At 69.9% G+C, this 23,589-nt stretch carries 21 protein-coding genes; 6 read left to right on the top strand and 15 right to left on the bottom strand.

Annotated features, from left to right (window positions below):
* The first annotated feature begins 7 nt into the window (after positions 1-7).
* Both FFS23_RS07390 and FFS23_RS07385 read left to right on the top strand, forming a co-directional pair.
* Positions 8-706 carry a M24 family metallopeptidase gene (locus tag FFS23_RS07390; protein WP_212742925.1) on the top strand — a complete coding sequence of 233 codons (699 nt, stop codon included), beginning with the start codon at positions 8-10 and terminating at the stop codon, positions 704-706.
* Between the two features lie 715 nt (positions 707-1,421).
* The gene (locus FFS23_RS07385; RefSeq protein WP_137898079.1) at positions 1,422-3,905 is read left to right on the top strand and encodes a TonB-dependent receptor plug domain-containing protein; all 2,484 of its coding nucleotides are present in this window, start codon (positions 1,422-1,424) and stop codon (positions 3,903-3,905) included.
* A 17-nt stretch (positions 3,906-3,922) separates the two neighbouring features.
* On the opposite strand, the gene FFS23_RS07380 is transcribed toward FFS23_RS07385, so the two are convergent.
* A complete protein-coding gene (locus FFS23_RS07380) occupies positions 3,923-5,314 on the bottom strand; it encodes an FAD/NAD(P)-binding protein (RefSeq protein WP_137898078.1) in 1,392 nt (463 codons plus the stop codon).
* 133 nt (positions 5,315-5,447) lie between these two features.
* Between FFS23_RS07380 and FFS23_RS07375 the strand changes: the two genes are divergently transcribed.
* Both FFS23_RS07375 and FFS23_RS07370 read left to right on the top strand, forming a co-directional pair.
* Complete coding sequence (locus FFS23_RS07375; protein WP_081974294.1) at positions 5,448-6,149, top strand: TetR/AcrR family transcriptional regulator; 702 nt, start codon at positions 5,448-5,450, stop codon at positions 6,147-6,149.
* Positions 6,150-6,268: 119 nt separating this feature from the next.
* Positions 6,269-6,871, top strand: a complete 603-nt coding sequence (locus FFS23_RS07370; protein ID WP_169742512.1) for an RNA polymerase sigma factor — start codon at positions 6,269-6,271, stop codon at positions 6,869-6,871.
* A gap of 211 nt (positions 6,872-7,082) precedes the next feature.
* Here FFS23_RS07370 and FFS23_RS07365 read toward each other — a convergent pair whose 3' ends face one another.
* The 3 genes from FFS23_RS07365 to FFS23_RS07350 all read right to left on the bottom strand — a co-directional run bounded on the left by FFS23_RS07365 (position 7,083) and on the right by FFS23_RS07350 (position 12,005).
* Positions 7,083-9,476 (bottom strand): DUF3772 domain-containing protein, encoded by a 2,394-nt coding sequence (locus FFS23_RS07365; protein ID WP_249340573.1) that lies wholly within the window; start codon positions 9,474-9,476, stop codon positions 7,083-7,085.
* Positions 9,477-10,083: 607 nt separating this feature from the next.
* Positions 10,084-10,869, bottom strand: a complete 786-nt coding sequence (gene xylB, locus FFS23_RS07355; protein WP_171009403.1) for a D-xylose 1-dehydrogenase — start codon at positions 10,867-10,869, stop codon at positions 10,084-10,086.
* On the bottom strand, positions 10,866-12,005 hold the full coding sequence (locus tag FFS23_RS07350; RefSeq protein WP_137898076.1) for a fumarylacetoacetate hydrolase family protein: 1,140 nt from the start codon (positions 12,003-12,005) through the stop codon (positions 10,866-10,868). The genes xylB and FFS23_RS07350 overlap by 4 nt, the downstream gene beginning before the upstream one ends.
* A gap of 362 nt (positions 12,006-12,367) precedes the next feature.
* Here FFS23_RS07350 and rpsU point away from each other — a divergent pair, with 362 nt between their 5' ends.
* On the top strand, positions 12,368-12,574 hold the full coding sequence (gene rpsU, locus FFS23_RS07345) for a 30S ribosomal protein S21 (protein WP_038658749.1): 207 nt from the start codon (positions 12,368-12,370) through the stop codon (positions 12,572-12,574).
* A gap of 108 nt (positions 12,575-12,682) precedes the next feature.
* The gene (locus tag FFS23_RS07340; RefSeq protein WP_137898075.1) at positions 12,683-13,267 is read left to right on the top strand and encodes an FKBP-type peptidyl-prolyl cis-trans isomerase; all 585 of its coding nucleotides are present in this window, start codon (positions 12,683-12,685) and stop codon (positions 13,265-13,267) included.
* Between the two features lie 132 nt (positions 13,268-13,399).
* On the opposite strand, the gene FFS23_RS07335 is transcribed toward FFS23_RS07340, so the two are convergent.
* From FFS23_RS07335 to FFS23_RS07285, 11 genes are all read right to left on the bottom strand, one after another.
* Positions 13,400-13,645, bottom strand: coding sequence for a hypothetical protein (locus FFS23_RS07335; RefSeq protein WP_245640815.1), 246 nt, complete (start codon positions 13,643-13,645; stop codon positions 13,400-13,402).
* Positions 13,646-13,775: 130 nt separating this feature from the next.
* Entirely contained in the window at positions 13,776-14,546 is a 771-nt protein-coding gene (locus tag FFS23_RS07330) for a metallophosphoesterase family protein (RefSeq protein ID WP_137898074.1), read from the bottom strand.
* A gap of 80 nt (positions 14,547-14,626) precedes the next feature.
* Positions 14,627-15,928, bottom strand: coding sequence for a UDP-N-acetyl-D-mannosamine dehydrogenase (gene wecC / locus FFS23_RS07325; RefSeq protein ID WP_137898073.1), 1,302 nt, complete (start codon positions 15,926-15,928; stop codon positions 14,627-14,629).
* Entirely contained in the window at positions 15,912-17,048 is a 1,137-nt protein-coding gene (gene wecB, locus FFS23_RS07320; RefSeq protein ID WP_137898072.1) for a non-hydrolyzing UDP-N-acetylglucosamine 2-epimerase, read from the bottom strand. The genes wecC and wecB overlap by 17 nt, the downstream gene beginning before the upstream one ends.
* A 23-nt stretch (positions 17,049-17,071) precedes the next feature.
* Complete coding sequence (locus FFS23_RS07315; protein WP_137898071.1) at positions 17,072-17,833, bottom strand: HesA/MoeB/ThiF family protein; 762 nt, start codon at positions 17,831-17,833, stop codon at positions 17,072-17,074.
* Positions 17,830-18,225, bottom strand: a complete 396-nt coding sequence (locus FFS23_RS07310; protein WP_137898070.1) for a hypothetical protein — start codon at positions 18,223-18,225, stop codon at positions 17,830-17,832. Before FFS23_RS07310 ends, FFS23_RS07315 begins: the two co-directional genes overlap by 4 nt.
* Positions 18,222-18,668 (bottom strand): dUTP diphosphatase, encoded by a 447-nt coding sequence (gene dut, locus FFS23_RS07305; RefSeq protein ID WP_137898069.1) that lies wholly within the window; start codon positions 18,666-18,668, stop codon positions 18,222-18,224. Before dut ends, FFS23_RS07310 begins: the two co-directional genes overlap by 4 nt.
* 31 nt (positions 18,669-18,699) lie before the next feature.
* Complete coding sequence (gene coaBC / locus FFS23_RS07300; protein ID WP_137898068.1) at positions 18,700-19,881, bottom strand: bifunctional phosphopantothenoylcysteine decarboxylase/phosphopantothenate--cysteine ligase CoaBC; 1,182 nt, start codon at positions 19,879-19,881, stop codon at positions 18,700-18,702.
* Positions 19,878-20,999 carry a hypothetical protein gene (locus FFS23_RS07295; RefSeq protein ID WP_137898067.1) on the bottom strand — a complete coding sequence of 374 codons (1,122 nt, stop codon included), beginning with the start codon at positions 20,997-20,999 and terminating at the stop codon, positions 19,878-19,880. Before FFS23_RS07295 ends, coaBC begins: the two co-directional genes overlap by 4 nt.
* 4 nt (positions 21,000-21,003) lie before the next feature.
* The gene (gene ubiB, locus FFS23_RS07290) at positions 21,004-22,539 is read right to left on the bottom strand and encodes a 2-polyprenylphenol 6-hydroxylase (RefSeq protein WP_137898066.1); all 1,536 of its coding nucleotides are present in this window, start codon (positions 22,537-22,539) and stop codon (positions 21,004-21,006) included.
* A 292-nt stretch (positions 22,540-22,831) separates the two neighbouring features.
* Entirely contained in the window at positions 22,832-23,578 is a 747-nt protein-coding gene (locus FFS23_RS07285) for a class I SAM-dependent methyltransferase (RefSeq protein WP_038658779.1), read from the bottom strand.
* Positions 23,579-23,589 lie beyond the last annotated feature (11 nt).

Here is a 23,589-nt window from a genome sequence, read left to right as displayed (position 1 = left end):
TGAAGCGATGGCCGAGATGAATGAAGCCGAGGACGCGCGCCTCGCCGCGTTGCTGGCGGCGGAGGACCGGGCGCTGGCGCTGCTCGAGATGATCGAGGCGCGCGGGCTGATCCGGCCGGGACGCAGCGAGCGCGAGATCGAGCAGGACATCCGCGGCATCGCGCGCGACGCGTTCGGAGTCGAGCGCGACTGGCACAAGCGCATCGTCCGCGCCGGACCGAACACGCTGGCGATCGCCGCGGACAATCCGCCGATCGTGACGGTGCAGCCGGACGATATCGTCTTCGTCGATCTCGGCCCGGTGTTCGGCACCTGGGAGGCGGATGTCGGGCAGAGCTATGCGGTCGGCGACGATCCCGCCAAGCAGGCGCTCGTCGCCGAACTGCCGCGCCAGTTCGCCGCGATCGCGCAGCGGCTGGCGGCGGAGCCGGACATCACCGGCGCGGCGCTCTACGCATATGCCTGCGCCGGCGCGGCGGCGGCGGGCTATCGCTTCGGCGGGCGGATCGCCGGGCATATCGTCGCCGAATTCCCGCACGCGCGGCTGCCCGGCGAGCGGCAGGCGCATCATATCAGCCCGGCCAATCCGTTGCCGCTGAGCGATCCCGACGCCTTCGGACGGCGGCGCCACTGGATCATCGAGGTGCATCTGGTCACCACCGACGGCGCGTTCGGCGGCTTCTACGAGCGTCTGGCGCGCGGGTGAGCGGTGGGGGGCTGAGATGCGGACGCGGGTGAAGATCTGCTGCCTTGCCTTGCCTCGCCCGCCGGATCGCCGCCGATCGTTCGAAGAAGGAATGTTTCGCGCAGAGGCGCGGAGACGCGGAGGAGTAGCGCGTGAGGCAATCTCACCCGCGATCTCTACGGCGCGCGGGGCGCAACGTCGCGAGGTCGAACGCAACATCTCTGCGTCTCTGCGCCTCTGCGCGAAACCCGATCACGTCGTGGCCGCGCTGACGGGGATCGCCTTCGCACTCGGGAGAGATCGTCATCCCGGCGAACGCCGGGACCCATGGACACGCCGCGTCGGCGGTGATGCGAGGCGTATCGGGACCGTACCCCGGCCTTCGCCGGGGTGAATGCGGCGTATTACGGGGGCTATCGCATATGGCGGCGGTGAGGGACTCGATCGGTTTCCTCATCGAATTCGTCACCCCGGACTGGTTCCGGGGTCCACGGTGCCGCAGGAGAACGGTGTCGAACCTTTCTCCTCGCCGCACGGTGGACCCCGGAACCAGTCCGGGGTGACGGGGTGAGAGTGGAAGACGACGGGCTCGCAGGAACGTCCAAAGGCGATAGCCCTGCGCGCCGGCCTCACCCGGCGCAAAGTTTTTCTTCGCCCGTCGTCATGGGCTTATTCGGCTATGCTGCGCTGCACGCGCAACAGCGCACCGAATACGGACCAGTATAGGGGGTCGATCGTGACGATTATCAGCGAACTTCTGCTCGCGGCGAGTTCCGCCGCGCTCGCGGCGCAAGCCGCTCCCGCACCCGCCCAGCAGGACCAGCCCCCCGCGGTCGCCGAACCGGCGCAGGCTGCGCCCGTCGCCGACGCCGCGGCGCAGCCCAACGAGGGCGACGACATCATCGTCACCGGCACCCGCAGCGCCGGGCGCAGCCGCCTCGATAGCGTCGCGCCGGTCGACGTGCTGAGCGGCGCCAGCCTGCAACGGCAGGGGACGACCGAACTGGCGAGCGCGCTCGCCGCGATCGCACCGTCGATCGACTTCCCGCGGCCGTCGGCGACCGACGGCACCGACGCGATCCGCCCGGCGACGCTGCGCGGCCTGTCGCCCGACCAGACGCTGGTGCTGATCAACGGCATCCGCGCGCATGCCTCGTCGCTGGTCAACACCAACGGCAGCGTCGGTCGCGGTTCGGCGGCGGTCGATCTCAACACCGTGCCGACCGTCGCGCTCGACCGGATCGAGGTGCTGCGCGACGGCGCCTCGGCGCAATATGGCTCGGATGCGATCGCCGGCGTCATCAACCTGCGCCTGCGCGAGGCGCGCAGCGGCGGCGGCGGCTCGGTCACCTACGGCTTCTACGACACGCAGGTCGACACCGCCAACAACCGCCGCGAGGTGAAGGGCGAGCACGCGGTCACCGCCACGGCGTGGCAGGGGATCGGCTTCGGCGACGACGGCTTCATCACCGTGTCGGGCGAATATACCAAGCGCCAGCCGACCAACCGCGCCGACATCGACACCCGCGTCTCGCCGCGCCGCGTCACCGGCCGCTACGGCGATCCCGAGGTCGAGCAATATACCGGCTTCGTCAACGCCGGCACCTCGCTGACCGATAATCTCAAGCTCTACGCCTTCGGCGGCTATCAGGATCGCGACAGCCGCAGCGCGGCCTTCCCGCGCCTGACTAGCGCCGCGACGACGCTGGCCGGCTATTCGAATCAGGGGGGCTTCGCCTTCCTGCCGATCATCAACACCAAGTCCCGCGACATCAACTCGGCGGTCGGGCTGCGCGGCACCGTGTCGAATTTCGATATCGACCTGTCGCTCAGCTACGGCCGCAACAAGATCGACTATCGCACGCTGAACTCGGCCAATTATGCGTACGGCAGCACGACGCCGCGCAATTTCTACGACGGCGCGACGATCTACGACCAATATGTCGCCGGCCTCGACGTCACCCGCAAGTTCGACGTCTTCCAGTCGCTCAACGTCGCCTTCGGCGTCGAGGGGCGACGCGAGGGCTATAAGATCACGCCGGGCGAACAGGCCTCTTATGGCTATCCGGCCACCGGGACGGTCACCGGCGCCGCGGCGAACGCGACGCCGGGCGCGCAGGGCTTCGGCGGCTTCTCGCCCCTCAACGAGACCAAGCGCAGCCGCCGCAACGGTAGCGCCTATCTCGACCTCGAGGCGCAGGTGACCGACCAGTTCCTCGTCGGTCTCGCCGGCCGGTTCGAGGATTATTCCGACTTCGGCTCGACCGCGACGGGCAAGGCCTCGGCCCGCTACGACATCACGCCGTGGTTCGCGCTGCGCGGCACCGCCTCGACCGGCTTCCGCGCGCCGTCGCTCCAGCAGCAATATTTCACCCAGATCGCCTCGGTCGTCACCAACGGCGTGCCGGTGCTGACCGGCACCTATCCGTCGACCAGCCCCGTCGGCACCGCGCTCGGCGGCCTGCCGCTCGAACCCGAAAAGTCGACCAATTTCTCGGCCGGCACGGTGATCCGCGCGGGCGGGTTCGACTTGACGATCGATGCCTATCGCATCCATATCCGCAACCAGATCGGCCTGTCGGAGAATATCACGACCTCCGCCGCCCAATCGGTGGCGGTCAACACCGCGATCGCCAGCCTGCTCGCGTCGACCAATACCGGCGCCGCGGCGGCGCGCTTCTTCATCAACGGCCTCGCCTCGACCACCAAGGGCATCGACGCGGTCGCGCATTACCGGCTGGCGACCGACACCGTCGGTGCCTTCGACCTGACACTGGCGGGCAACGTCAACAAGGTCGACGTGACGCGGGTGCCGACCTCGACCGCGACGCTCAACCCGGCGCCGACGCTGTTCGCGCGCAGCCGCATCCTGACGCTGGAACAGGGCACGCCGGGCGAGAAGGTGACGGGGCAGATCGACTGGTCGCTCGACCAGCTCGGCGCGCTCGCCCGCGTGACCTATTACGGCGACGTCAACCAGCCGGGGACGCTGGTCAGCGGCGACGTCCACACCGGCAAGCACGCGATCACCGATTTCGAACTGCGCTACGCCACGCCCAAGGGCGCGCAGATCGGGCTCGGCGTCAGCAACCTCTTCGACGTCTACCCCGACCGGACGATCGCGGCGAACAATTCGACCGGCGTGCTGGGCTTTCCGTCCTATTCGCCGTTCGGCTTCAACGGCCGCTATCTCTACGCGCGCGCCGGCCTCAACTGGTAGAGGGCAGGGGGCGGGGGCTACAGGCCCTCGCCGCCCACCCATTGCGCATTGGCCAGCCGCCGCGCGAGCGTCCAGTTCTGCTGGCGGATGTCGGGCACCGCGACCACCTCCCACAGTCCGCCGCGCGTCATCGGGCCGATGCAGAACAGGCGCGGATCGGCGATCCCGTCGCGGCCGATCACCTGCGACTGCGCATCGACGTCGAGCCCGATCCGCAGCGGGTCGGGCCGGATCAGCCCCTGGTCGAGCAGGTCGCGCAGCAGCGGTTCGTCGGAGCGCATCAAATCGCCCTGCGGCCCGGTGCAATTGACGATCCGCGCCACCCGCGTCTCGACCCGATCGTCGGACCCGCGCGACCGCCAGCACAAGCGCGCGCCGCTGCCGTCCGCACTCGCCCCGACCAGCTTGCCCGCGGTGAAGCCGAGCCGTCCGGCCGTACACAAAGCGTCGACCCGCGCCGCCACCGCCGGCGCGAGCCGATGGCGATGCACGTCCCAATAGGGCCGCAGGTGGCGCAGGAACCGCGCCCGCGTCGCGGCGTCCGCCGCTCCCCACATCATCTGCGTGATCGGCCGCAGCTCGTCGACCGCGGCGCGCCAGCCGACGGTCGCGGCGCGGTCCCGGACATGGCGCACCAGCCGCGACAGCGTCCCCGCCGGTCGCTCGCGGAGGCCCGGCTGCGGCGGCGTATCGGCATGCGGCCGCGGCACCAGCCCGCGCCGCGAGATCGCGACCACGTGCCCGCCGAACCCCGCCGCCTCCAGCAGCAGCGCCGCGTCGATCGCGGTCAGCCCGGTGCCGATCAGCACCACCGTGTCGTCCGGCCCCAGCCCCTCGGTGATGTCGCCCGCCCACGGATCGGCGCGATAGCAGCCCGCCGGCAGCACCGCCGGGTCGAGGCCGGGCGGGGTATGCGGCGGCAGGTTGCCGATCGCCAGCACCGCGACGTCGGCGGCGATCGCCGCGCCGGTGTCGAGCGTCAGCGTCACCCCCTCCGCCCCGCGCGCCAGCGCCACCACCGCGCCCTCGACCAGGGCCAGCCGGCCGGGGTTCGCCGCCACCGCCGCGTCGAGCATCTCGCGCAGATAGGCGCCATAGATCCGCCGCGAAACGAAGGTCTTGGCATCGCCCAGCGCCTTGCCCTCCAGCCAGCGGACGAAATGGCCGGGATCGTCGGGCAGCGCGCTCATGTTGCCGGCGCGGACGTTGAGCAGATGCTCCTCGTGCGCCGCGCTATAGGCGACGCCGCGCGCCATCTGCGCCGGGCGGCGCTCGATCAGCGTCGCGCGGGGTCCGTCGTGGCGCATCAGGTTGATCGCGAGCAGCGTCCCCGAAAAGCCGCCGCCGATGATCGCGACGTGATCGCCGGCTCTGGTCGCGTCGGTCGTCGCCGTCACTGTCACTGGCACTGGCCTGTCTCCTGCAAGCCCGCCCCCTAATCCTTGTGTGCCATCGCGGCAACGGGCGGGCGGTGGACATCGCCGGGGACGGTGGCCATGGTGGCGGCGGTCGGGACGAGCGAACGGAGCAGGAATCACGCGGATGACGGTGACGACGGATGACGGGGTGCGGGCGGGCGCAGGCGGCGCCGTGCAGCGTCGCGCCGGCCGGCCGAGCCGCAAGGAGGCGCAGGCGATCGAGGCGCTGATCCTCGACGGTACGATCGCGGCGATGCGCGACGCCCGCTATGCGACGCTGTCGATCGATGCGCTGGCGCAGGACATCGGCGTCACCAAGCAGACGATCTACCGCCGCTTTCCCAGCAAGGACGCGCTGATCGACGCCGCGATCCGCCACAAGATGGACCAGATCCACGCCTTCGCCCGCGACACCGCCGACAGTGTCGCCGAACCGATCGCGAGCCTGCGCACCTTCGCCCGCCACATGTTCGACATGATGCTCAAGCCCGAAAACGTCGGGCTGGCGATCTTCATCGACCACGCCTCGCTGACCGACGCCGCCTTCGCCCGCCGACGCCAGCAATGGCACGTCATGCTGATGGCGCCGATGAAGAGCGCGATCGCCACCGCGCAGGCACAGGGCCTGCTCGACGCGGGCGATGTCGAGGGGAAGGTCAACATGCTGTTCGACCTGCTCGCCGGCCCGGTCAACCGCATGCGCTACAGCGTCGCGCCCGACGTCGCGCTGGAGGGATTGTGCGAGGATCAGGCGTTCGCCGCGCGCTTCGACGTCTTCCTGCGTCTCTACGCGCCGGTGTTGCCGGCATGCTGCACCGCAAAATAAAAAGGAACCGGTCAGTATTGTAATCGTTCGATACCTGCCTCTATGGGCTCGCGACGCCCGCGCCGACACCGTTCGTCGCCGCGCCCGTCCAGTCTGTCTCGTGTCGAGTGATGAACCGCATGACCACCGCCGCCCTGCCGTCCGACGTGCTCACCGAACGCGGTTTCGTCGCCGCGATCGACGCGGTGCTGCCGTCGCTCCGGCGGTACGCCCGCCATCTCAGCCGCGATCAGGGTGACGGCGACGATCTCGTCCAGGAGACGATGGCGCGCGCCTGGGCGGCGCGCACCCGCTTCCAGCCGGGCACCAATTTCCGCGCCTGGCTGTTCCGCATCCTGCGCAACCTGTTCCTCAGCGACCGCCGCCGCGGCGGCCGCAGCGTGTCGTGGAACCCCGATATCGACGACGACCGGCTGGTGACCCCGGCCGATCAGGAATCGGGCGTCATGCTCGCCGACCTCGACGCCGCGCTCGACAGCATCACCCCGGGTCAGGCCGAAGCGCTGGTGCTCGTCGCACAGGAGGGCCTGTCCTACGAGGAGGCCGCGATCCGCCTCGGCGTGCCGATGGGCACGGTGCGCAGCCGCGTCTTCCGCGCCCGCGCCGCGGTGATCGACCGTCTCGCCGGCACCGCGCCGACCCCGGCGACGCTCCCGCCGCCGGCGGCGATGGGCGAGGGCTACCGCCGCTGGAAGCACGCCGGCACCGGCATGATCGGCTAGCGCCGGATATTCAGGGAATTCCGCCCCCGCCAGGGTAGGGCGATCGGATAGGGCAGACCGGGAGATGCACCCACATCTTCCGTCACCCCGGCCTTGCGCCGGGGTCCCGCTTCTTCTCCGCGCCGTCCGGAGAAGCGGGACCCCGGCTCGAGGCCGGGGTGACGGGCGGATCTGGCAACAGGTTCGCTTCGTACATCGAACCCTTGCCTCCTCAACCCGCCGCGGCATCGCCGAGCTGCGGCGGCACCGTCACCCATTCCACCCGCTGCGGCACCGTCCCGAGTTCGATCCCCTCGTCGCGCATCCGCCGCAGCAGTGTCAGCAGCACGTTGCTGCGCGCCTCGCCGGTGCTGCGCGGGCTGGCGACGTGCGCGAGGCAGTTGAACAGGATGCGGCCGTCGCCGATCCCGTCGATCAGCACCGCCGGCGCCGGCGCGTCGAGCACCATCGGCTCGGCGACGAACGTCTCCAGCACGATCGCCCGCACCCGGTCGGCATCGCTGGCGATCGGCACCGAGAAATGGATCTGGATCCGCCCCATCGGCCCGGCGAGCGTCTTGTTGAGCACCGATTTGGTGATCAGCTCCGAATTGGGCACGATCAGCGTCGAATGATCCGCCAGCTCGATCTCGGTCGAGCGCACGCTGATCCGCTTGACGTCGCCCTCGTCGGTGCCGACGCGGATCAGGTCGCCGATCTTGATCGGCCGCTCGGCGAGCAGGATCAGCCCGGAGACGAAGTTGGAGGTGATCGCCTGCAGGCCGAAGCCGATGCCGACCGACAAAGCCGACAGCAGCAGCGCGATCCGCTCCATGCCGATGCCGAGCGAGGCGAGCGCCCATACCACCGCCAGCGCGATCGCCAGATAGCGCGCGACCAGCCTGATCGAGTTGCGCACGCTGCTGTCGAGATCGGTGCTCGGCAGATAGCGATGGTCGAGCCAGCCGGTGAACTGCCGCACCAGGAACAGCCCCAGGGCGAGCACCGCGACGAAGCGGATGATCGTCCCCGGCGAGATCGCGATGCCGCCGACCTCGACACCGCGCGCCAGTCCGCCGACCCGGTCGAGGAACGAGCCGAAGCCCGCACCGAACGGATAGAGCAGCAGCCCGAGCGCGACGACGATCACCGCCAGCCGCAGCACCGCCGACAGCAGCACGCCGAACTGGTCGACCGCGCTGCCGCTGATCCCCATGCCGTGGCGCAACGTCAGCCCGACGCGGCCGTCGCGCTGGAACAGGCTGGTCGCGACATCGTCGATCACCACCATCAGCAGATAGGTGCTCACCCCCAGCAACGTCGCCCAGATCACCGCCTGGGTGATCGTGATCGCCAGCCCGACATAGCCGATCAGCAGCGCCAGCCCCGCGCCGGCGACGATCAGCCACACCGCCAGCGTGATCGCGCCGACGCCGGCACTCGCCGCCGCCTCGGCCTCGCTCTCGCCGTCCGCCGCCTCCGCGGCGCGAAGCCGGCCGATGATGACGAGCGTCCCCGCGATCAGGATCAGGTGGACGATCACCTCGACCACCTGCGTGCCGAGCAAGGCGGTCGGGCTGACGCCGGCGGTGGTGTTGAACGCATTGGCGAGGATGACGACGAAGGTCAGCGTCGCGAACGCCCACGCCACCGGTCGCAGCGCGGTCGCGGTGGCATCGGTCAGCGTCGTCACCCGCCACGACGGCTGCCGTGCCATCAGGAAGGCGGCGCCGACCGCCGCGGTCAGCCCGCTGAACGCCGCGGCGATCACCAGCGCGTCGGCGAGCGCGTTCCACGCCGGCGCGAGCAGCGCCGACCAGCGCAGCCCCTGCACGAACAGGAAGGCGGCGGCCATCGGCATCGTCGTGCCGACGAACACCCGCCACAGGGCATTCGCAGACCGCCGCACGCGATGCCCCGGCGCATCGGCGATCAGATAGCGCTGGCCGATCCGGCGCAGGAACTGCCGCACCGGGATCAGCATCACGAGCGCCAGCAGCGCGCCGAGCAGCGCGCCGATCGGAAACCCCCGGCGCAGGCCGGTATCGATCTGCGCCCATTCGCGGCTGAGGAAGGTCGACACGCGCCGGCTGTCGCGCGGCAGCGCCGCGAACATGTCGCTCCAGAAATGCGGCGACAGCGGGGAGGGGGTCCGCACGGCGATCCGCTGGTTGATCTCCTCCGCCTGCGTCTCGTCGATCTCGGTGACGAGCTGCCCCGCCTCGACCGCGACGAGCTGCCCGCGCTTCACCTTCGAATCGAGCGCGCTGCGCGCCTGCGCCAGGGCGCGCCGCTCGGCGCGGATGTCGGGCGCCTCGACCACGCCGGCGACCGGCGGCCCGAGCCCGGCGATACGCGCATCGACCAGCGCGAGCTGGCTGCGCAACTGCTCGGCCGCCTCACGCGCGTCGCTTTGCGCGCCGAGCGCCTGATCGCGCAATGTGCCGCGCGTCTCGCGATCGACCTTGCCGTCGAGCGCCTTGTCGACCGCATCGAGCGCCGTCTCGGCGCCGGCGAGCTGCCGGCTGGCGGTCTCGACCGGCGTGGTCTGCGCCGCGGCCGGCGCCGCGATCGCGAGGGCGACGAGCATCACCAGCAACACCAACCGCCGCACCGCTGCCATCATCGCGTCACGCTCCCGTCCATACCGCCCGGCTGGTTAGGAGGAGTCGCGCGACAAAGCGAGCGGTGACGGTTTTGGGGGGTACGGTCGCCCAACGCGTCCGGCCCGCGCGCCCCTTTTCGTCATCCTGGCGAAAGCCGGGACCCACGGTGACGGGCGGTCGGCGGTACGCGCCATGACCGGCGGCACCGGGTCCATGGGTCCCGGCTTTCGCCGGGATGACGAAAGGGCAAAAATTCCTCCCTCGTGTTTGCGGGGCGGCAGGGTCGGTTATTCCCCCGGCATGGCCTTGAAGGGGCTGGGGGCGTTCAACCCGGCGCTCGCTGGCGGGGAAGGATCGCCGTGGGCTGCGGTGATGAGGCTCGATCGGTTTCCTCATCCCATCCGTCACCCCGGACTTGTTCCAGGGCCCACCGGGCCGCGAGAGAGCAGGGTGGCGAACCAAGCCTTTCTCCTCGCCGCAGGGTAGACCCCGGAACAAGTCCGGGGTGACGGGGTGGGCTTGGAACGCGGCGGGCTTAGGTGAAGGTTCGTTTGCGATCGCCCTGCGCTGGCGGGGGAGGAGTTCGTGCGTTGCCATCACCTACGCAGCCCCCCCGCGCAGCCCCCATTACCGCCAGCCGGCGTCCATCCAGTAATTGTGCGCCGTACACATGCGCGCATCCTCCGACGCGAGGAACAGCACCAGGGCGGCGATGTCCTCCGGCTCGATCCGCCCATCAAGGCATTGCGCCGCGACGATCTCCGCCTCGCCCTCGGGCGTGTACCATTTCTCCTGGCGCGGCGTCTTGACGTTGCCCGGCACCACCGTGTTGACGCGGATGTTGTCGCGGCCGAGGTCGCGGGCGAGGCTGCGCGTCAGCCCCTCGATCGCCGCCTTGGCGGTCTGGTAGAGGACGAGGTCCTCCAGCCCGAGGTGCCAGCTGATCGAGCCGAAGTTGATGATCGATCCGCCGCCCGCCGCCTTCATCGCCGGGATCACCGCCTGCGCCGCGAAGAACTGATGACGCAGATTGACGTTCATCCTTTGGTCCCAATAGGACGGCGTCACCTCGGCGACCGTATGGCGATCGTCGTTGGCGGCATTGTTGACCAGCACGTCGACGCCGCCCAGCTCGGCCTGCAGTTCGGCGAACACCGACGCCAGCGCATCGAGATCGGTGAGGTCGAGCCGGCGGAACACCGGCACATGCGCGGCATCGCCCAATCGCTCGACCAGCGCGCGGCTGTCCGCCTCGGCGACGTCGACGAAGGCGACCTTGGCGCCCTGTCGCGCGAACGCCTCGACCAGCCCCGCGCCGATCCCCGATCCGCCGCCGCTGATGATCACCCGCTTGCCGCTGAGCGAGGGGTAGAGCGCGCGCCGGCCGTCGCCGTCCATTGCCGTCCCGCTCATGCGAGCAACCCGCGGCCGGCGAGGTTGCGGATCAGCGCGGTCAGGCCGAAGCGCCACGGCGGCGCCGCCTTCGAGGTGCTGACCGTGTTGACCAGCCGGCCGAGCCGCGGCGTCTCGATCGCCACCGTGTCGCCGACCTTGTGGGTGAAGCCCTGGCCGGGCACGTCGCGATCCTGCGTCGGCGCGAACAGCGTGCCGAGGAACAGCACCAGGCCGTCGGGATATTGATGCTCGCTCAGCGCCTGGCGCAGCAGCTCCTCGGGATCGCGGCTGATCTGGTTCATCGAGCTGGCGCCGTCGAGCGCATAGCCGTCGGTGCCCTCGATGCGCAGCGTGATCTCCGCCTGCCGGACGTCGTCCATCGTGAAGTCGGCGTCGAACAGCCGCACGAACGCGCCCAGCGAGCAGGAGGCGTTATTGTCCTTCGCCTTGCCGAGCAGCAGCGCCGAGCGCCCCTCGAAGTCGCGCAGATTGACGTCGTTGCCCAGCGTCGCGCCGACCGCGCGGCCGTCGGGACCGGCGAGCAGCACCACTTCGGGCTCGGGGTTGTTCCACGTCGAATCGGAACGGATGCCGACGTCCGCGCCCCAGCCGACCGTCGCCAGCACCGGCGCCTTGGTGAAGATCTCGGCATCGGGGCCGATCGCCACCTCGAGATATTGCGACCACAATTGCTCGTCGATCAGCGCCTGCTTGAGCGCCGCCGCCTCGGGCGAGCCGGGCACCACCGCGCGCATGCTGCCGCCGATCCGCCCTTCCAGCCGGCTGCGCACCTCGGCCGCCGCACCGGCATCGCCGCGCGCACGCTCCTCGATGACGCGCTCCATCGCCGACACGGCGAAAGTGACGCCCGCCGCCTTGACGCATTGCAGGTCGACCGGGCTGAGCAGCCGCGGCAGGCCGTCGACCGACAGGCCGATCGCGTCGAGCGCACCGATCTCCTCGCCCTGCGCGTGGTCGAAGCTGCCGCCGGCGACCAGTTCGGCGACGGTCGGGGCGACGCGCGCCATGTCATAGGCGATGCCGTCGACGACCAGCACCGGGCTCGGGCCGGCGCCCAGATCGATGCGGCCGAGCCAGCGCGCGCTGCGCCAGTCGCTGCCGAGCGCGTCGGCGGGGTCGAAGGGTATCGGCATTGGGCTCTTCTCCGGATCGGACGCACCGGCCGATCGGACGTCGGTCGGCGGGCGCGGCGGTGGCGCTGGCCCTGACGGTACGGCGACCGGCTCGGCGGGTGGAGCATCGCCGATGCCCTCGTTCCCGCCGCGGCGTTCGCCGTCTTCCATCTCTCCCAGCTGGTTATCGCTACCATTAGCTTGCACAATCCGCGCCGCAAGCCGAAAGACGGGGCGCCGATCATCCCCGCGCGTGTCGCGCGGCGGGCAGGCGCGGGCGCGCGGGTTGCGCATCGGGCCGCTCGCTGCTACGGGCACCGTTCGCACGGCGCGGACCTTTCGTCTGCAGCCGCCATAGCTATTGACCGGAGTGTTTCAGTTCCATGCAGATCGTCGTCCGCGACAACAATGTCGACCAGGCCCTTCGCGTGCTCAAGAAGAAGCTGCAGCGCGAGGGCGTGTACCGGGAGATGAAGCTGCGCCGTCACTTCGAGAAGCCGTCGGAGCGCCGCGCGCGCGAGCGTGCCGCCGCCGTCCGCCGTTCGCGCAAGCTCGACCGCAAGCGCGCCGAGCGCGACGGTGCGCGCTAAGTCATTGTGATCGCTGCGAAGATGCTTTCCTCCGGATGCGTCTTCGTGCGAAGTTAGAGATGTTAACCGGTGACGGCCGGCCCGGCACCACAACTTCAGGTGCCCCAGATGTCGACCGTCACCGCCGTTCCGCTGCGTCCCATCAAGCGGACCTATCTCGTCTATCTGTGGGTGGGCATCGTCGTCGCCTGTCTCGCGGCCTTCCTCCTGGCGCGGCAGGGCGACGACTTCCTCACCCGCAACGCCCGCGCGAGCGGCGTGGTGACGACCCCGTCGGGGCTGCAATATAAGGTGGTGCAGCCCGGCGCACCGGGCGCCCCCAAACCGACCGACAGCGACGTCGCGCTCATCAATTATGAAGGCAAGCTGCTCAACGGCACCACCTTCGACAAGTCGCAACAGCCGACGCCGATGCCCGTCGCCGGCGTCGTCCCCGGCTTCTCAGAGGCGCTCAAGCTGATGCCGAAGGGCGCCAAGTATCGCGTCTGGATCAAGCCCGCGCTTGGTTACGGCGCCGAGGCGAAGGGACCGATCCCTGCCAACTCCACGCTCGTCTTCGACATCGAGCTGATCGACTTCCTGCCCGAAGCCGTCGTCCGCCAGATGCAGGCACAGGCCCAGGCACAGGGTGCCGGCGGCTCCGGCGGGATGCCGCGCGGCGCGATGCCTCCGGGCATGCCCGGCGGTCGCTGATCCGCCACGACGACGAACAGCCGGCGCCGGGCCATACGGCGCCGGCTTTTTCGTGCCCGCCATCGCCGGCGCCGGACAAAAAAATAGCGGCCCGAAGGCCGCTACTCTCTCTAGCCGAGGCTAACGGTCAGCTTAGTTGCTGTCCGCATTGTCGTCGCTGTCGGCGACAACGACGATGCCCGCGACGACGGCAGCGGCCGCGATCAGGGCGATGACGATCCCGCCACCGGCGAGCTCGTTCTTCTTGGCCGAGGTCGAACCGGTGCGAACCGACTTCGACACCGACAGGCTGGCTGCGGGGTTCGCCGGAGCGGCAACCGCCGGAGCAACGGCCATGGTGGCGGCCGCAGCGGCCATGACAATCTTACCGAAACGCATGATATAACTCCCTCTTGTGCTCGTCACCGGTTTGCATGGCAGAAGTATATAGGCGCGACAACAGTTTAACCGCCCGGTTTCGGAATGGCCGGCGACCGTTGCGGCGACGCCACACGTCGCCCGCCGCCGGTCAGCCCGCGCGGGTCGCCTGCACCGTCCAGCGCGCCGTGCCTTCCAAACCCAAAGCGGTCAGCACGCCGGTCTCGTAAGCCCCGGTATCGACACCGATCCGATGGACCTGCTCGTCGAGCCCCGCGCTGATCGTATGGCCATGGACGACCATCTTATCGAGCGCGCGATCGTGATCGAGGAAGGGGTTGCGGATCCAGCGCAGGTCGGCGCCGCGCTGCGCGGCGAGATCGGTGCCCGGCCGCACGCCGGCATGGACGAAGGCATAGTCGCCGATCGTCACCATATCCTCGAACGATTCGAGGAACGCCTGATGCTCGGCGGGCACGCGGACGCGCATCGCGGCATGCAGTTCCTCATAATCCATCCGGTCGTAGTCGGCGGCGTCGAGCCCGTAGCTCATGATCGTCTCACGCCCACCGATCCGGCAGAACATGCGCAGCGCCTTGGGTTCGCCCTTGAGCGATTCGAGGAACACCTCCTCGTGGTTGCCGAGCAGGAAGCGCGTATCCGGCCGCTCCGCCGCGAGCAGCCGCAGCCGCTCGATCACCGCCGCCGACGCCGGGCCGCGGTCGACGAGGTCGCCGAGGAAGACGATCGTGGTGCGCGCAGGATCGCGCGCCCGGTCGTCCGCTTCGATCCGGGCAAGCAATTGATCGAGCAGATCGGCGCAACCGTGGACGTCGCCGATCGCATAGACGCGTTCGCCTTCCGGAATGGCGGTCAGCGGCGTTGCCGTGGAACGGCGCGCGTTGAGCAGCTTCTTGAGCATGGATTCCCGTCGATCGTGCCGAATGGCAGGTATACCCGCGCAGGTCTGGCCGCAACAGCCTGAACCCCGCGTGAAAGTGGCTAGCCGACCAGCCGTAGCACATCCTGTACCGGCGAGGCGACCGCAGGTTGATCCGGCCAGATCCCGCGCGTGTCGAGCACCGCCTTGTCGCGCCGTTCCTCGATCGGCACCGAGCGGAACACGTCGTGATCGACCAGCACGACCATGATCGGACAGCTTTCGATCGCGCCGTCGATGTCGATCAGCGTAGCGCCGGTGCCGTCGAATGCCTTGGGCAGCGTCGCCGCATAGGGTTCGACGATCCGCACCCGCTCACCGAACCGCTCGGCCAGCGCGACCGCGACCTTGAGCGCCGGACTCTCGCGGAAGTCGTCGATGTTCGCCTTGAACGCGAGGCCGAGGCAGGCGACCGGCGCGCCGGGCCGCGCCTCGATCAGCGCGCTCGCCTGCGCGACGACATGGTCGGTCTTGCCGTCGTTGACCAGCCGCGCGGTGCGGATCAGCGGCGTGTTGGCAGGATCGGCATGGACGAGGAACCACGGATCGACCGCGATGCAATGGCCGCCGACGCCCGGCCCCGGTTGCAGGATGTTGACGCGCGGATGGCGGTTGGCGAGGCGGATCACCTCCCATACGTCGACGCCCATCGTATCGGCGATCAGGCTGAGTTCGTTGGCGAAGGCGATGTTGACGTCGCGGAAGGCATTCTCGGTCAGCTTGGTCATCTCCGCCGCGCGCGCGGTGGTGGTGACGCAGGCGCCGCGCACGAAGCGGCGGTAGAAGGTCAGCGCCTTGCGCGCGCAGCGCGGCGTGATACCGCCGATGACGCGATCGTTGTCGATCAGCTCGACGAGGATGCGTCCGGGCAGCACGCGCTCCGGGCAATAAGCGATCGCGATATCGGCCGCCTCGCCGGCGCGGCCGGGTACGCGCAGGTCGGGGCGCAGTTCGGCGAGCAGGTCGCGCACCCGTTCGGTGGTGCCGACCGGCGAGGTCGATTCGAGGATGATCGCATCGCCCGGCTTGAGCACCGACGCGATCGTCGTCGCCGCCTGCAGCACATAAGCGATGTCGGGCGCATGATCCTCGCCGAACGGGGTCGGCACCGCGATCACGAAGACGTCGGCGGGCTCGATCCGCGTCGACGCACGCAGCGATCCGCGCGCGACCACGCCGGAGACGAGGCCGTCGAGATCGACCTCTTCGATATGCACGCGCCCCGAATTGACCGTCTCGACCACCGATTCGGTGACGTCGACGCCGAGCACCTTCGCCCCCGTCCGCGCGATCACCGCCGCGGTCGGCAGGCCGATATAGCCGAGGCCGAGAACGACGACCTTGAGTTCAGAGTCCGAAATCATCGGCGATGATCCTTGCGATCCGGGTGCTGGCCTGGCCGTCGCCGAACGGATTGTGGGCGCGTGCCATGGCGGAATAGGCAGCCTTGTCATCGAGAAGCGTGAACACTTCGGAAACGATGCGGTCTTCGTCGGTGCCGATCAAGCGCGCGGTGCCCGCCGCGACGCCCTCGGGCCGCTCGGTGGTGTCGCGCATCACCAGCACCGGCTTGCCGAGCGCGGGCGCCTCCTCCTGCACGCCGCCCGAATCGGTCAGCGCGAGGTCGCACAGTTCGAGCGCGCGGATGAAATGCGGATAGTCGAGCGGCGCGATCCGGGCGACATTGTCCGGCGTGCCGAGCCATTCGTCCATCACCGCGCCGACATTGGGATTGGGATGCATCGGGAAGATCACCGCGACATCGTCGCGCGCCGCGATCCGCGCGATTCCCCGCGCGATCGCCGCCATGCCGTCACCGAAATTTTCGCGGCGATGCGTCGTGACGAGGACGATGCGCTTGCCGGCGAAGCGCGCGGCGAGCGGATCGAGATCGGCGGCCAGCGCCGGCGTCTCGGCGATGCGCCCGCGCGTCCAGTGCAGCGCGTCGATCACCGTATTGCCGGTGACATGGACGCCCGCGGTGACGGCCTCGCGCGCCAGCGCCGCTGCGGCCGTGTCGGTGGGCGCGAAATGCAGATCGGCGATCGGCGCGACGATGCGCCGGTTCACCTCTTCGGGCCAGGGCTGGTAGATGTCGCCCGAGCGCAGCCCCGCCTCGACGTGCGCGACCGGGATCTTGCGATAATAGGCGGCGAGCGCACCGACCATCGCGGTCGCGGTGTCGCCCTGGACGACGACGCGGTCGGGCCGCACCCGGTCGATCACCTCGCCGAGCCCGGTGAGCAGCCGCGCGGTCAGCCGATCGAGCGACTGGCCCGGCTCCATCAGGTCGAGGTCGATGTCGGGCGTCAGTCCGGCGATGGCGAGCACCTGATCGAGCAGCCCGCGATGCTGCGCGGTGACGCAGGTCACCGTCTCGATGCCGCCCGCCGCCTGTAGCGCCCGCACGACGGGGAACAGCTTGATCGCTTCAGGGCGGGTGCCGAAGACGGTGAGGATCCTGGGGCGGCTGGCGCTGGTCATGCCGGCTAACTAGCAGCCGTCGCTTAATTTCGGGCTAAGCCACAGGTCGGGCAGCCGGGGTCCTTCGGCATCGTCAGCGTGCGGAAGCGCAGCGACAGCGTATCGGCGAGCAGCAGCTTGCCGGCGCTGTCCTCGCCGAAGGTATGGATCGCGCGCAGCACCTCGAGCGCGGCGAGGCTGCCGATCGCCCCCGCCATCGGCCCCAGCACGCCGTCCTCGGCACAGGTCGCGCCGGGCCGGTCGGGATCGCTGCCGACGAAGCAGCGATAGCAGGGCTTGCCCGGCTCCCAGCCGCGGAACACCCCCAATTGCCCGTCGAACTGGCCGATCGCCGCCGATACGAGCGGCACCCGCGCGGCATAAGCCGCATCGGCGACGATCAGCCGCGTCGCGAAATTGTCGCAACCGTCGAGCACCACGTCGACATCGGCGAGCAGCGCAGCGACGTTGCCGGCGTCGACGCGTATCGGTCGCGCCACCGCGGCGACATGCGGGTTGAGCCGCCGCGCCGCCGCTGCCGCCGTCTCCGCCTTGCCCGCGCCGATCTCGGCGGTGGCATAGATCGTCTGGCGTTGCAGGTTGGACAGATCGACATGGTCGTCGTCGACGATCGTCAGCCGCCCGATGCCCGCCGCGGCGAGATAGGGGATCGCCGGCGATCCGATTCCGCCCGCGCCGATGACCACGACATGCGCCGCGGCGAAGCGCTGCTGACCGGCGCCGCCGACCTCCTTCAGGACGATGTGCCGGGCGTAGCGGGTCAGTTCCTCGTCGGAGAGCGTCACGCCGACCAGGAGAAGGTGAGGCTGGTCCGATACCAGGTATCGGTATCCGCCACGCCGGGGGCGATATTGCCGCGCGCCATGCTGGAGACGAGGCCCGCGGCATATTGCTCGACCGAGGGGCAGGCGATCGCCCGCGGCACCACCCGCTTGGGCTGGCCGCCGGCACCGACCAGCACCGCGAGATCGACCTTGAGCACATAGCCCTGCGGCGACGGCGTCGCGGCGTTGCACCGCCCCGCTTTCACCTCGGCGCGGACGAAGCTCGACAGATTGGCGCCATCGTCGGGATCGCGGCTGTAGGGCAATGGATGCAGCGCGCTCCAGTCCTGCGGCGGCATCGGCATGGGCGATGCACCGGCGAGCTGGGCTGCCAGGAGAATTGCTGTGATCATCGGCCGGTCGATCCGAATCCTCCGCTTCCACGGTCGGTATCGTCGAGCGCGTCGACGATTGCCAGCGTCGCGCGCTGAACCGGGGCGGGGACGAGTTGGGCGATGCGTTCGCCGCGGGCGATCGGGAAGGGGGCCTCGCTGAGGTTGATGAGGATCACCTTCACCTCGCCGCGATAGTCCGAATCGATCGTGCCGGGCGTGTTGAGGCAGGTGATGCCGTGCTTGATCGCCAGACCCGAGCGCGGGCGCACCTGCACCTCATAGCCCTCGGGGATCGCGATCGCGAAGCCGGTCGCCACCGCCGCGCGCGCGCCCGGCGCCAGCGTCAGCGCCTCGGCCGCCACCACGTCCATCCCCGCCGCACCCGCGGTCGCATAAGCGGGCGGCGGCAGCCCCTCGCCGTGCGGCAGGCGGCGGAGGCGGATGGCGATGGCTTGGCTCATGGCGCAGGGCTAGCCTGACTGCGCGAACAGATCAAGAACCGGACAGCGTCTCGGCGATCCGTTGCGCCAGCCGCCGCGCGACGTCGGCCTTGGGCGAGCGCTCCCAATGTTCGACGCCGTCGGCGGTGGCGAGGTGCACGGTGTTGGCGTCGCCGCCGAACACGTCGCCCGACACGTCGTTGGCGACGATCCAGTCGGCGTTCTTGCGCAGCCGCTTGGCGACCGCCTGCTCGACGACGCGCTCGGTCTCGGCGGCGAAGCCGATCACCAGCCGCGGCCGCCGCGGTCCGTGCGCCAGCGTCGCGAGGATGTCCTCATTCTCCGCCAGCACCAGCGCCGGCGGCGCGTCGCCCTTCTTGACCTTCTGCGGCGCGGCAGCGACCCGCCAGTCGGCGACCGCGGCGACCATCACCGCGGCATCGGCGGGCAGCGCGTCCTGCACCGACGCCGCCATCTCGGCCGCGGTGACGACGTCGACCCGCCGTACCCCCGCCGGTGTGGCGAGCGTCACCGGCCCGGCGACCAACGTCACCGTCGCGCCGAGATCGGCGAGCGCACCGGCGATCGCGAACCCCTGCCGCCCCGACGAGCGATTGGCGATATAGCGGACCGGATCGATCGGCTCGTGCGTCGGCCCCGCGGTGACCAGCACGTGCCGGCCGGCGAGCGGCGTCGCGCGCGGCGCGAGCATGCGGTCAACGGCCGCGGCGATCGCGTCGGGCTCGGGCAGCCGGCCGGGACCGAACTCGCCGCACGCCATCGCCCCCTCGTCGGGTTCGAGGATCGTGATGCCGTCGGCGCGGAGCTGCGCGACGTTGCGGACGGTCGCGGCATGCTGCCACATCCGCACGTTCATCGCCGGCGCCGCCAGCACCGGCGTATCGGTGGCGAGCAGCAGCGTCGTCGCCAGATCGTCGGCGATGCCCCCCGCCATCCGCGCGAGCAGATCGGCGGTGGCGGGCGCGATGACGACCAGATCGGCCTGCCGGCTGAGCTGGATATGCCCCATCTCCGCCTCGTCCTTGAGATCCCACAGGCTGGTGTAGACCTGGTCCTCGCTCAGCGCGGCGAGCGTCATCGGCGTGACGAAATGGCTCGCGCCCTCGGTCATCACGCAGCGCACCGCATAACCGCGCCGGCGCAGCAGCCGGATCAACTCGCACGCCTTGTAGGCGGCGATGCCGCCGCCGATGATCAGCAGGATACGCGTCATCGAACGATCCTCTTCACCGTGATCCGCCGCCGGTCGCTCACCGCCGCCAGCAGGTCGCGCGCGCCATCGGGCACGAAGACGAGGCCGACAAGCAGCAACGGCGCCACCAGCAGCCCCCAATAAAAGGTATCGACCCGCCCGAACACGCTCAGCACCGCGGCATAAGCGGCGATGACCACTAGCACGCGCAGCCCCAGCACGTCGCGCCACGCCGCCCAGCCGAACAGCGCCAGTCCGACCAGCGGCGCGGCGAGCCAGAGCGGCACGATCATCAGCGCGGTCGACAGCGTCATCGTCCGCACGAAGAAGCCGAAGCCGAGATGCCCCGACCAGCCCGGCGACTGCGGATCGAGCGGCCCGACCACTTCGGCCACCGCATGCGCATGCGCCGCCAGCGCCAGCGCGAGGATCGCCCCCGCCGCGACCCACGCCGCGCCTTCGCGCCGGTCGCCGCCGGCGAGCGCCAGGATCGCCATCAGCAGCAGATACAGCCCCGCAGTCTCGCGGATCAGCGCCGCCGACAGGCCGAAGGCGACCGCGGGCAGCCACTGCCCGTCGCGATGCACGCCGAGCGACAGCGCGATCAGCAATCCCGCCCAGATCTCGTGGAAGGCGAGCAGGTCGCGCTGCACGAACGCCATCAGTCCGGCGGCGAGCAGCACCATCGCGACGACCCGCGGCGGCGGCCGCGCGAACGCCGGCGCCAGCCGCCGATACCAGGCGAGCGCCACCGCCGCGGCGAGCAGGTAGAGCAGGATCACCACGATTGCATGCGGCACCGCCGCCTGCACCATCGCCAGCGTCGGCAGGCGGAAGGTGACGAACGGCTTTAGCGGGTAATCGCCCGCGCGCATCGCATCCGCCGCGGTGGCATAATAGCTGCCGCCATGGCGGACGTTGGCGACGATCGTCTCGTACAGCACGACGTCGGCCTGATCGTCGCTGCGCTGCGCGGCATCGCCGCTCGCCGCCGGCGGGACGGGCGCGGCGAAGACGAGCAGGCACGCGAGCAGCAGCAGCGCCAGCGCGACCAGCGCCGCCGCGGCGTTGCGCGGCGCCAGTCCGGCGAACCGCGACGGCTGCGCCAGCCACAACGGGGCGGGAACGCGCCGCATCATCGCCTCAGTGGACGACCAGCCAGGTCGCGGCGACGCTCGCCGCCGCGCTGGCCGCCGCGACCGCGGCATAGCGCCAGCCGCCGCCGATCCGCACCACCTCGATCTCGCGCAGCGGCGGGGCAGGGGGCTCGCCCCCCGGCGCCGGATAGCGCGCCTCGATCCGCCGGATCAGCTCGGGCAGGCCGGCGATCGTCTTGACGTCGGCGATCAGCCGGTCGGCGATCGCCGCTTCCGGCCCCAGCTCGGTACGGATCCACTCGCGCACGAACGGCGCCGCCGATTCCCACAGGTTGATGTCCGGATCGAGCCGCGTCGCGACCCCCTCGACCATCACCATCGTCTTCTGCAACAGCAGCAGATGCGGCTGCGTCACCATATCGAAGTCGCGCGTGATCGAGAACAGCCCGTCGAGCATCATCCCGATCGACATGTCCTTGACCGGCAACCCGCGCATCGGTTCGCCGACCGCGCGCAACGCCGTCGCGAATTCGGCGACATTGTGATGGCTCGGCACATAGCCCGCCTCGAAATGGATTTCGGCGACGCGCCGGTAATTGCCGGTGATCAGCCCGTAGAGGATCTCCGCCAGCCACACCCGTGCGCGCCGGTCGATCCGGCCCATGATGCCGAAGTCGATCGCCGCGATGCGATTGCCGGGCAAGGCGAACAGATTGCCCTGATGCATGTCGGCGTGGAAGAAGCCTTCCGCGATCGCCTGCCGCAGGAACGCCTGGACCAGCGTATTGGCCAGCTTGGGCAGGTCGTAGCCCGCCGCAACCAGCGCGGCGCGGTCCGACAGCTTGATCCCGTCGATCCACTCGACGGTCAGCACCCGCGCGGTCGAGCGCTGCCAGTCGATCGCCGGCACGACGAAATCGGGCTCGGCGGTCATCGATTCGGCGAGTTCGGACGCCGACGCCGCCTCGCGCCGGAAGTTGAGCTCGCGCGCGGTCCAGCGCTTGAAATTCTCCACCGTCAGCCGCGGCCGCAGCCGCCGCGCCTCGATGCTCATCCCCTCGAGCTGCGCCGCCGCCCATTCATAGGTGGCGATCGCGCGGGTGAAATCCGCCTCGACGCCGGGGCGCAGCACCTTGACCGCGACGGTCCGCCCGTCGGTCGTCACCGCGCGATGCACCTGCGCGATCGACGCGGCGCCGACCGGTTCCTCCTCGATGCTGGCGAACAGGTCGGACGGCGGCCGGCCGAAGCTGCCCTCCATCGCCGCGGCGATCGTCGCATAGGGGACGGGGGGCAATTGATCCTGCAACCGCAGCAGATCCTGCGTCGCTTCCTCGCCGACCAGATCGGGGCGGGTGGCCAATGTCTGCCCGAGCTTGATCGCCGCCGGCCCGATCGCCTGAAAGGCATCGGCATAGCGCGGCACCTTGGGAACGCGCGCACCCAGCCGCGCCACCCGTGCCAGCCGCCGCACCGGCGCCGGCGTATTGGGATCGCGCTCGATCCCGCGCAGCGCCCCATGCCGCGCGAGGATACGCCCCCATTTCAGGAGCCGCCAGACGTGGACGACCGACGCGGTCATGACGGCATGGCGATCGAACCGGCTGCCACCCTCCAGTCAAACCGTTGCCACACCCGCCGCGTCACCCCGGAACAAGTCGTAACAGCTGCGGAATTTCGCCAGTACTCCTGCGAAAGCAGGAGCCCAGGGGTTCCAAGCGCCGTAAAGGGTTGTTTTGCTTGGCCCTGGGTTCCTGCTTTCGCAGGAACACTGCGCTGATCCACCAGCACCGCAGACTGTCGCTGAAGTCCCGAACGAGCCCGGGGTGACCGGTCTTGCGAGGCGGCGGCAGCGAAACCGCCAATCGACCCCATCAAATCTTCCACCCGGAGTGGATCGCCACCAGCCCGCCGAGGATCGGTTCCGCCTTCGTCCGCACGAAGCCGGCATCGGCGATCATGCCCTTGAACGTCGGCATGTCGGGGAAGCGCCGGATCGACTCGATCAGATAGCGATAGCTGTCGGCGTCCTGCGCGAGCAACTGGCCGAGCTTCGGCACCATCTTGTGCGAATAGCCGTCGTAGACTTCCTTAAACCCCGGCCAGGTCGTCGTCGAGAATTCGAGGCAGAAGAACCGGCCGCCGCGGCGCAGCACGCGATGCGCCTCGCGCAGCGCCTTGGGGATGTCGGTGACGTTGCGGATGCCGAAGGCGATCGTATAGGCGTCGAAGAACCGGTCCGGGAAGGTCAGCGTCTCGGCATTGGCCTCGGTCCACACCAGCCCGTCGATGCCGCGCTTGGCGGCGCGTTCCATGCCGACTTCGAGCATCGCCGGATTGATGTCCGCCACCGTCACCGACGCGCCCGATGCGGCGAGGCGGAAGGCGATGTCGCCGGTGCCGCCCGCCATGTCGAGGATCTGCTGGCCCTCCTGCGGCTGGACGCGGCGGACGAAGCGGTCCTTCCACAACCGGTGCATGCCGCCCGACATCGCGTCGTTCATCAGGTCGTAGTTCTTGGCGACGCTGGAAAAGACGCCGCCGACGCGGGCGGTCTTCTCGTCGGGGGCGACGTCCTCGTAGCCGAAGGATACGGTTCCGGTGGTGGCGGTGTCGGTCATGCCACCGCCCT

Origin of the sequence: Sphingomonas sp. 2SG, assembly GCF_005503285.1 — a bacterium.
Taxonomy (GTDB): domain Bacteria; phylum Pseudomonadota; class Alphaproteobacteria; order Sphingomonadales; family Sphingomonadaceae; genus Sphingomonas; species Sphingomonas taxi.
This window is presented reverse-complemented; position numbering and strand designations above follow the sequence as displayed.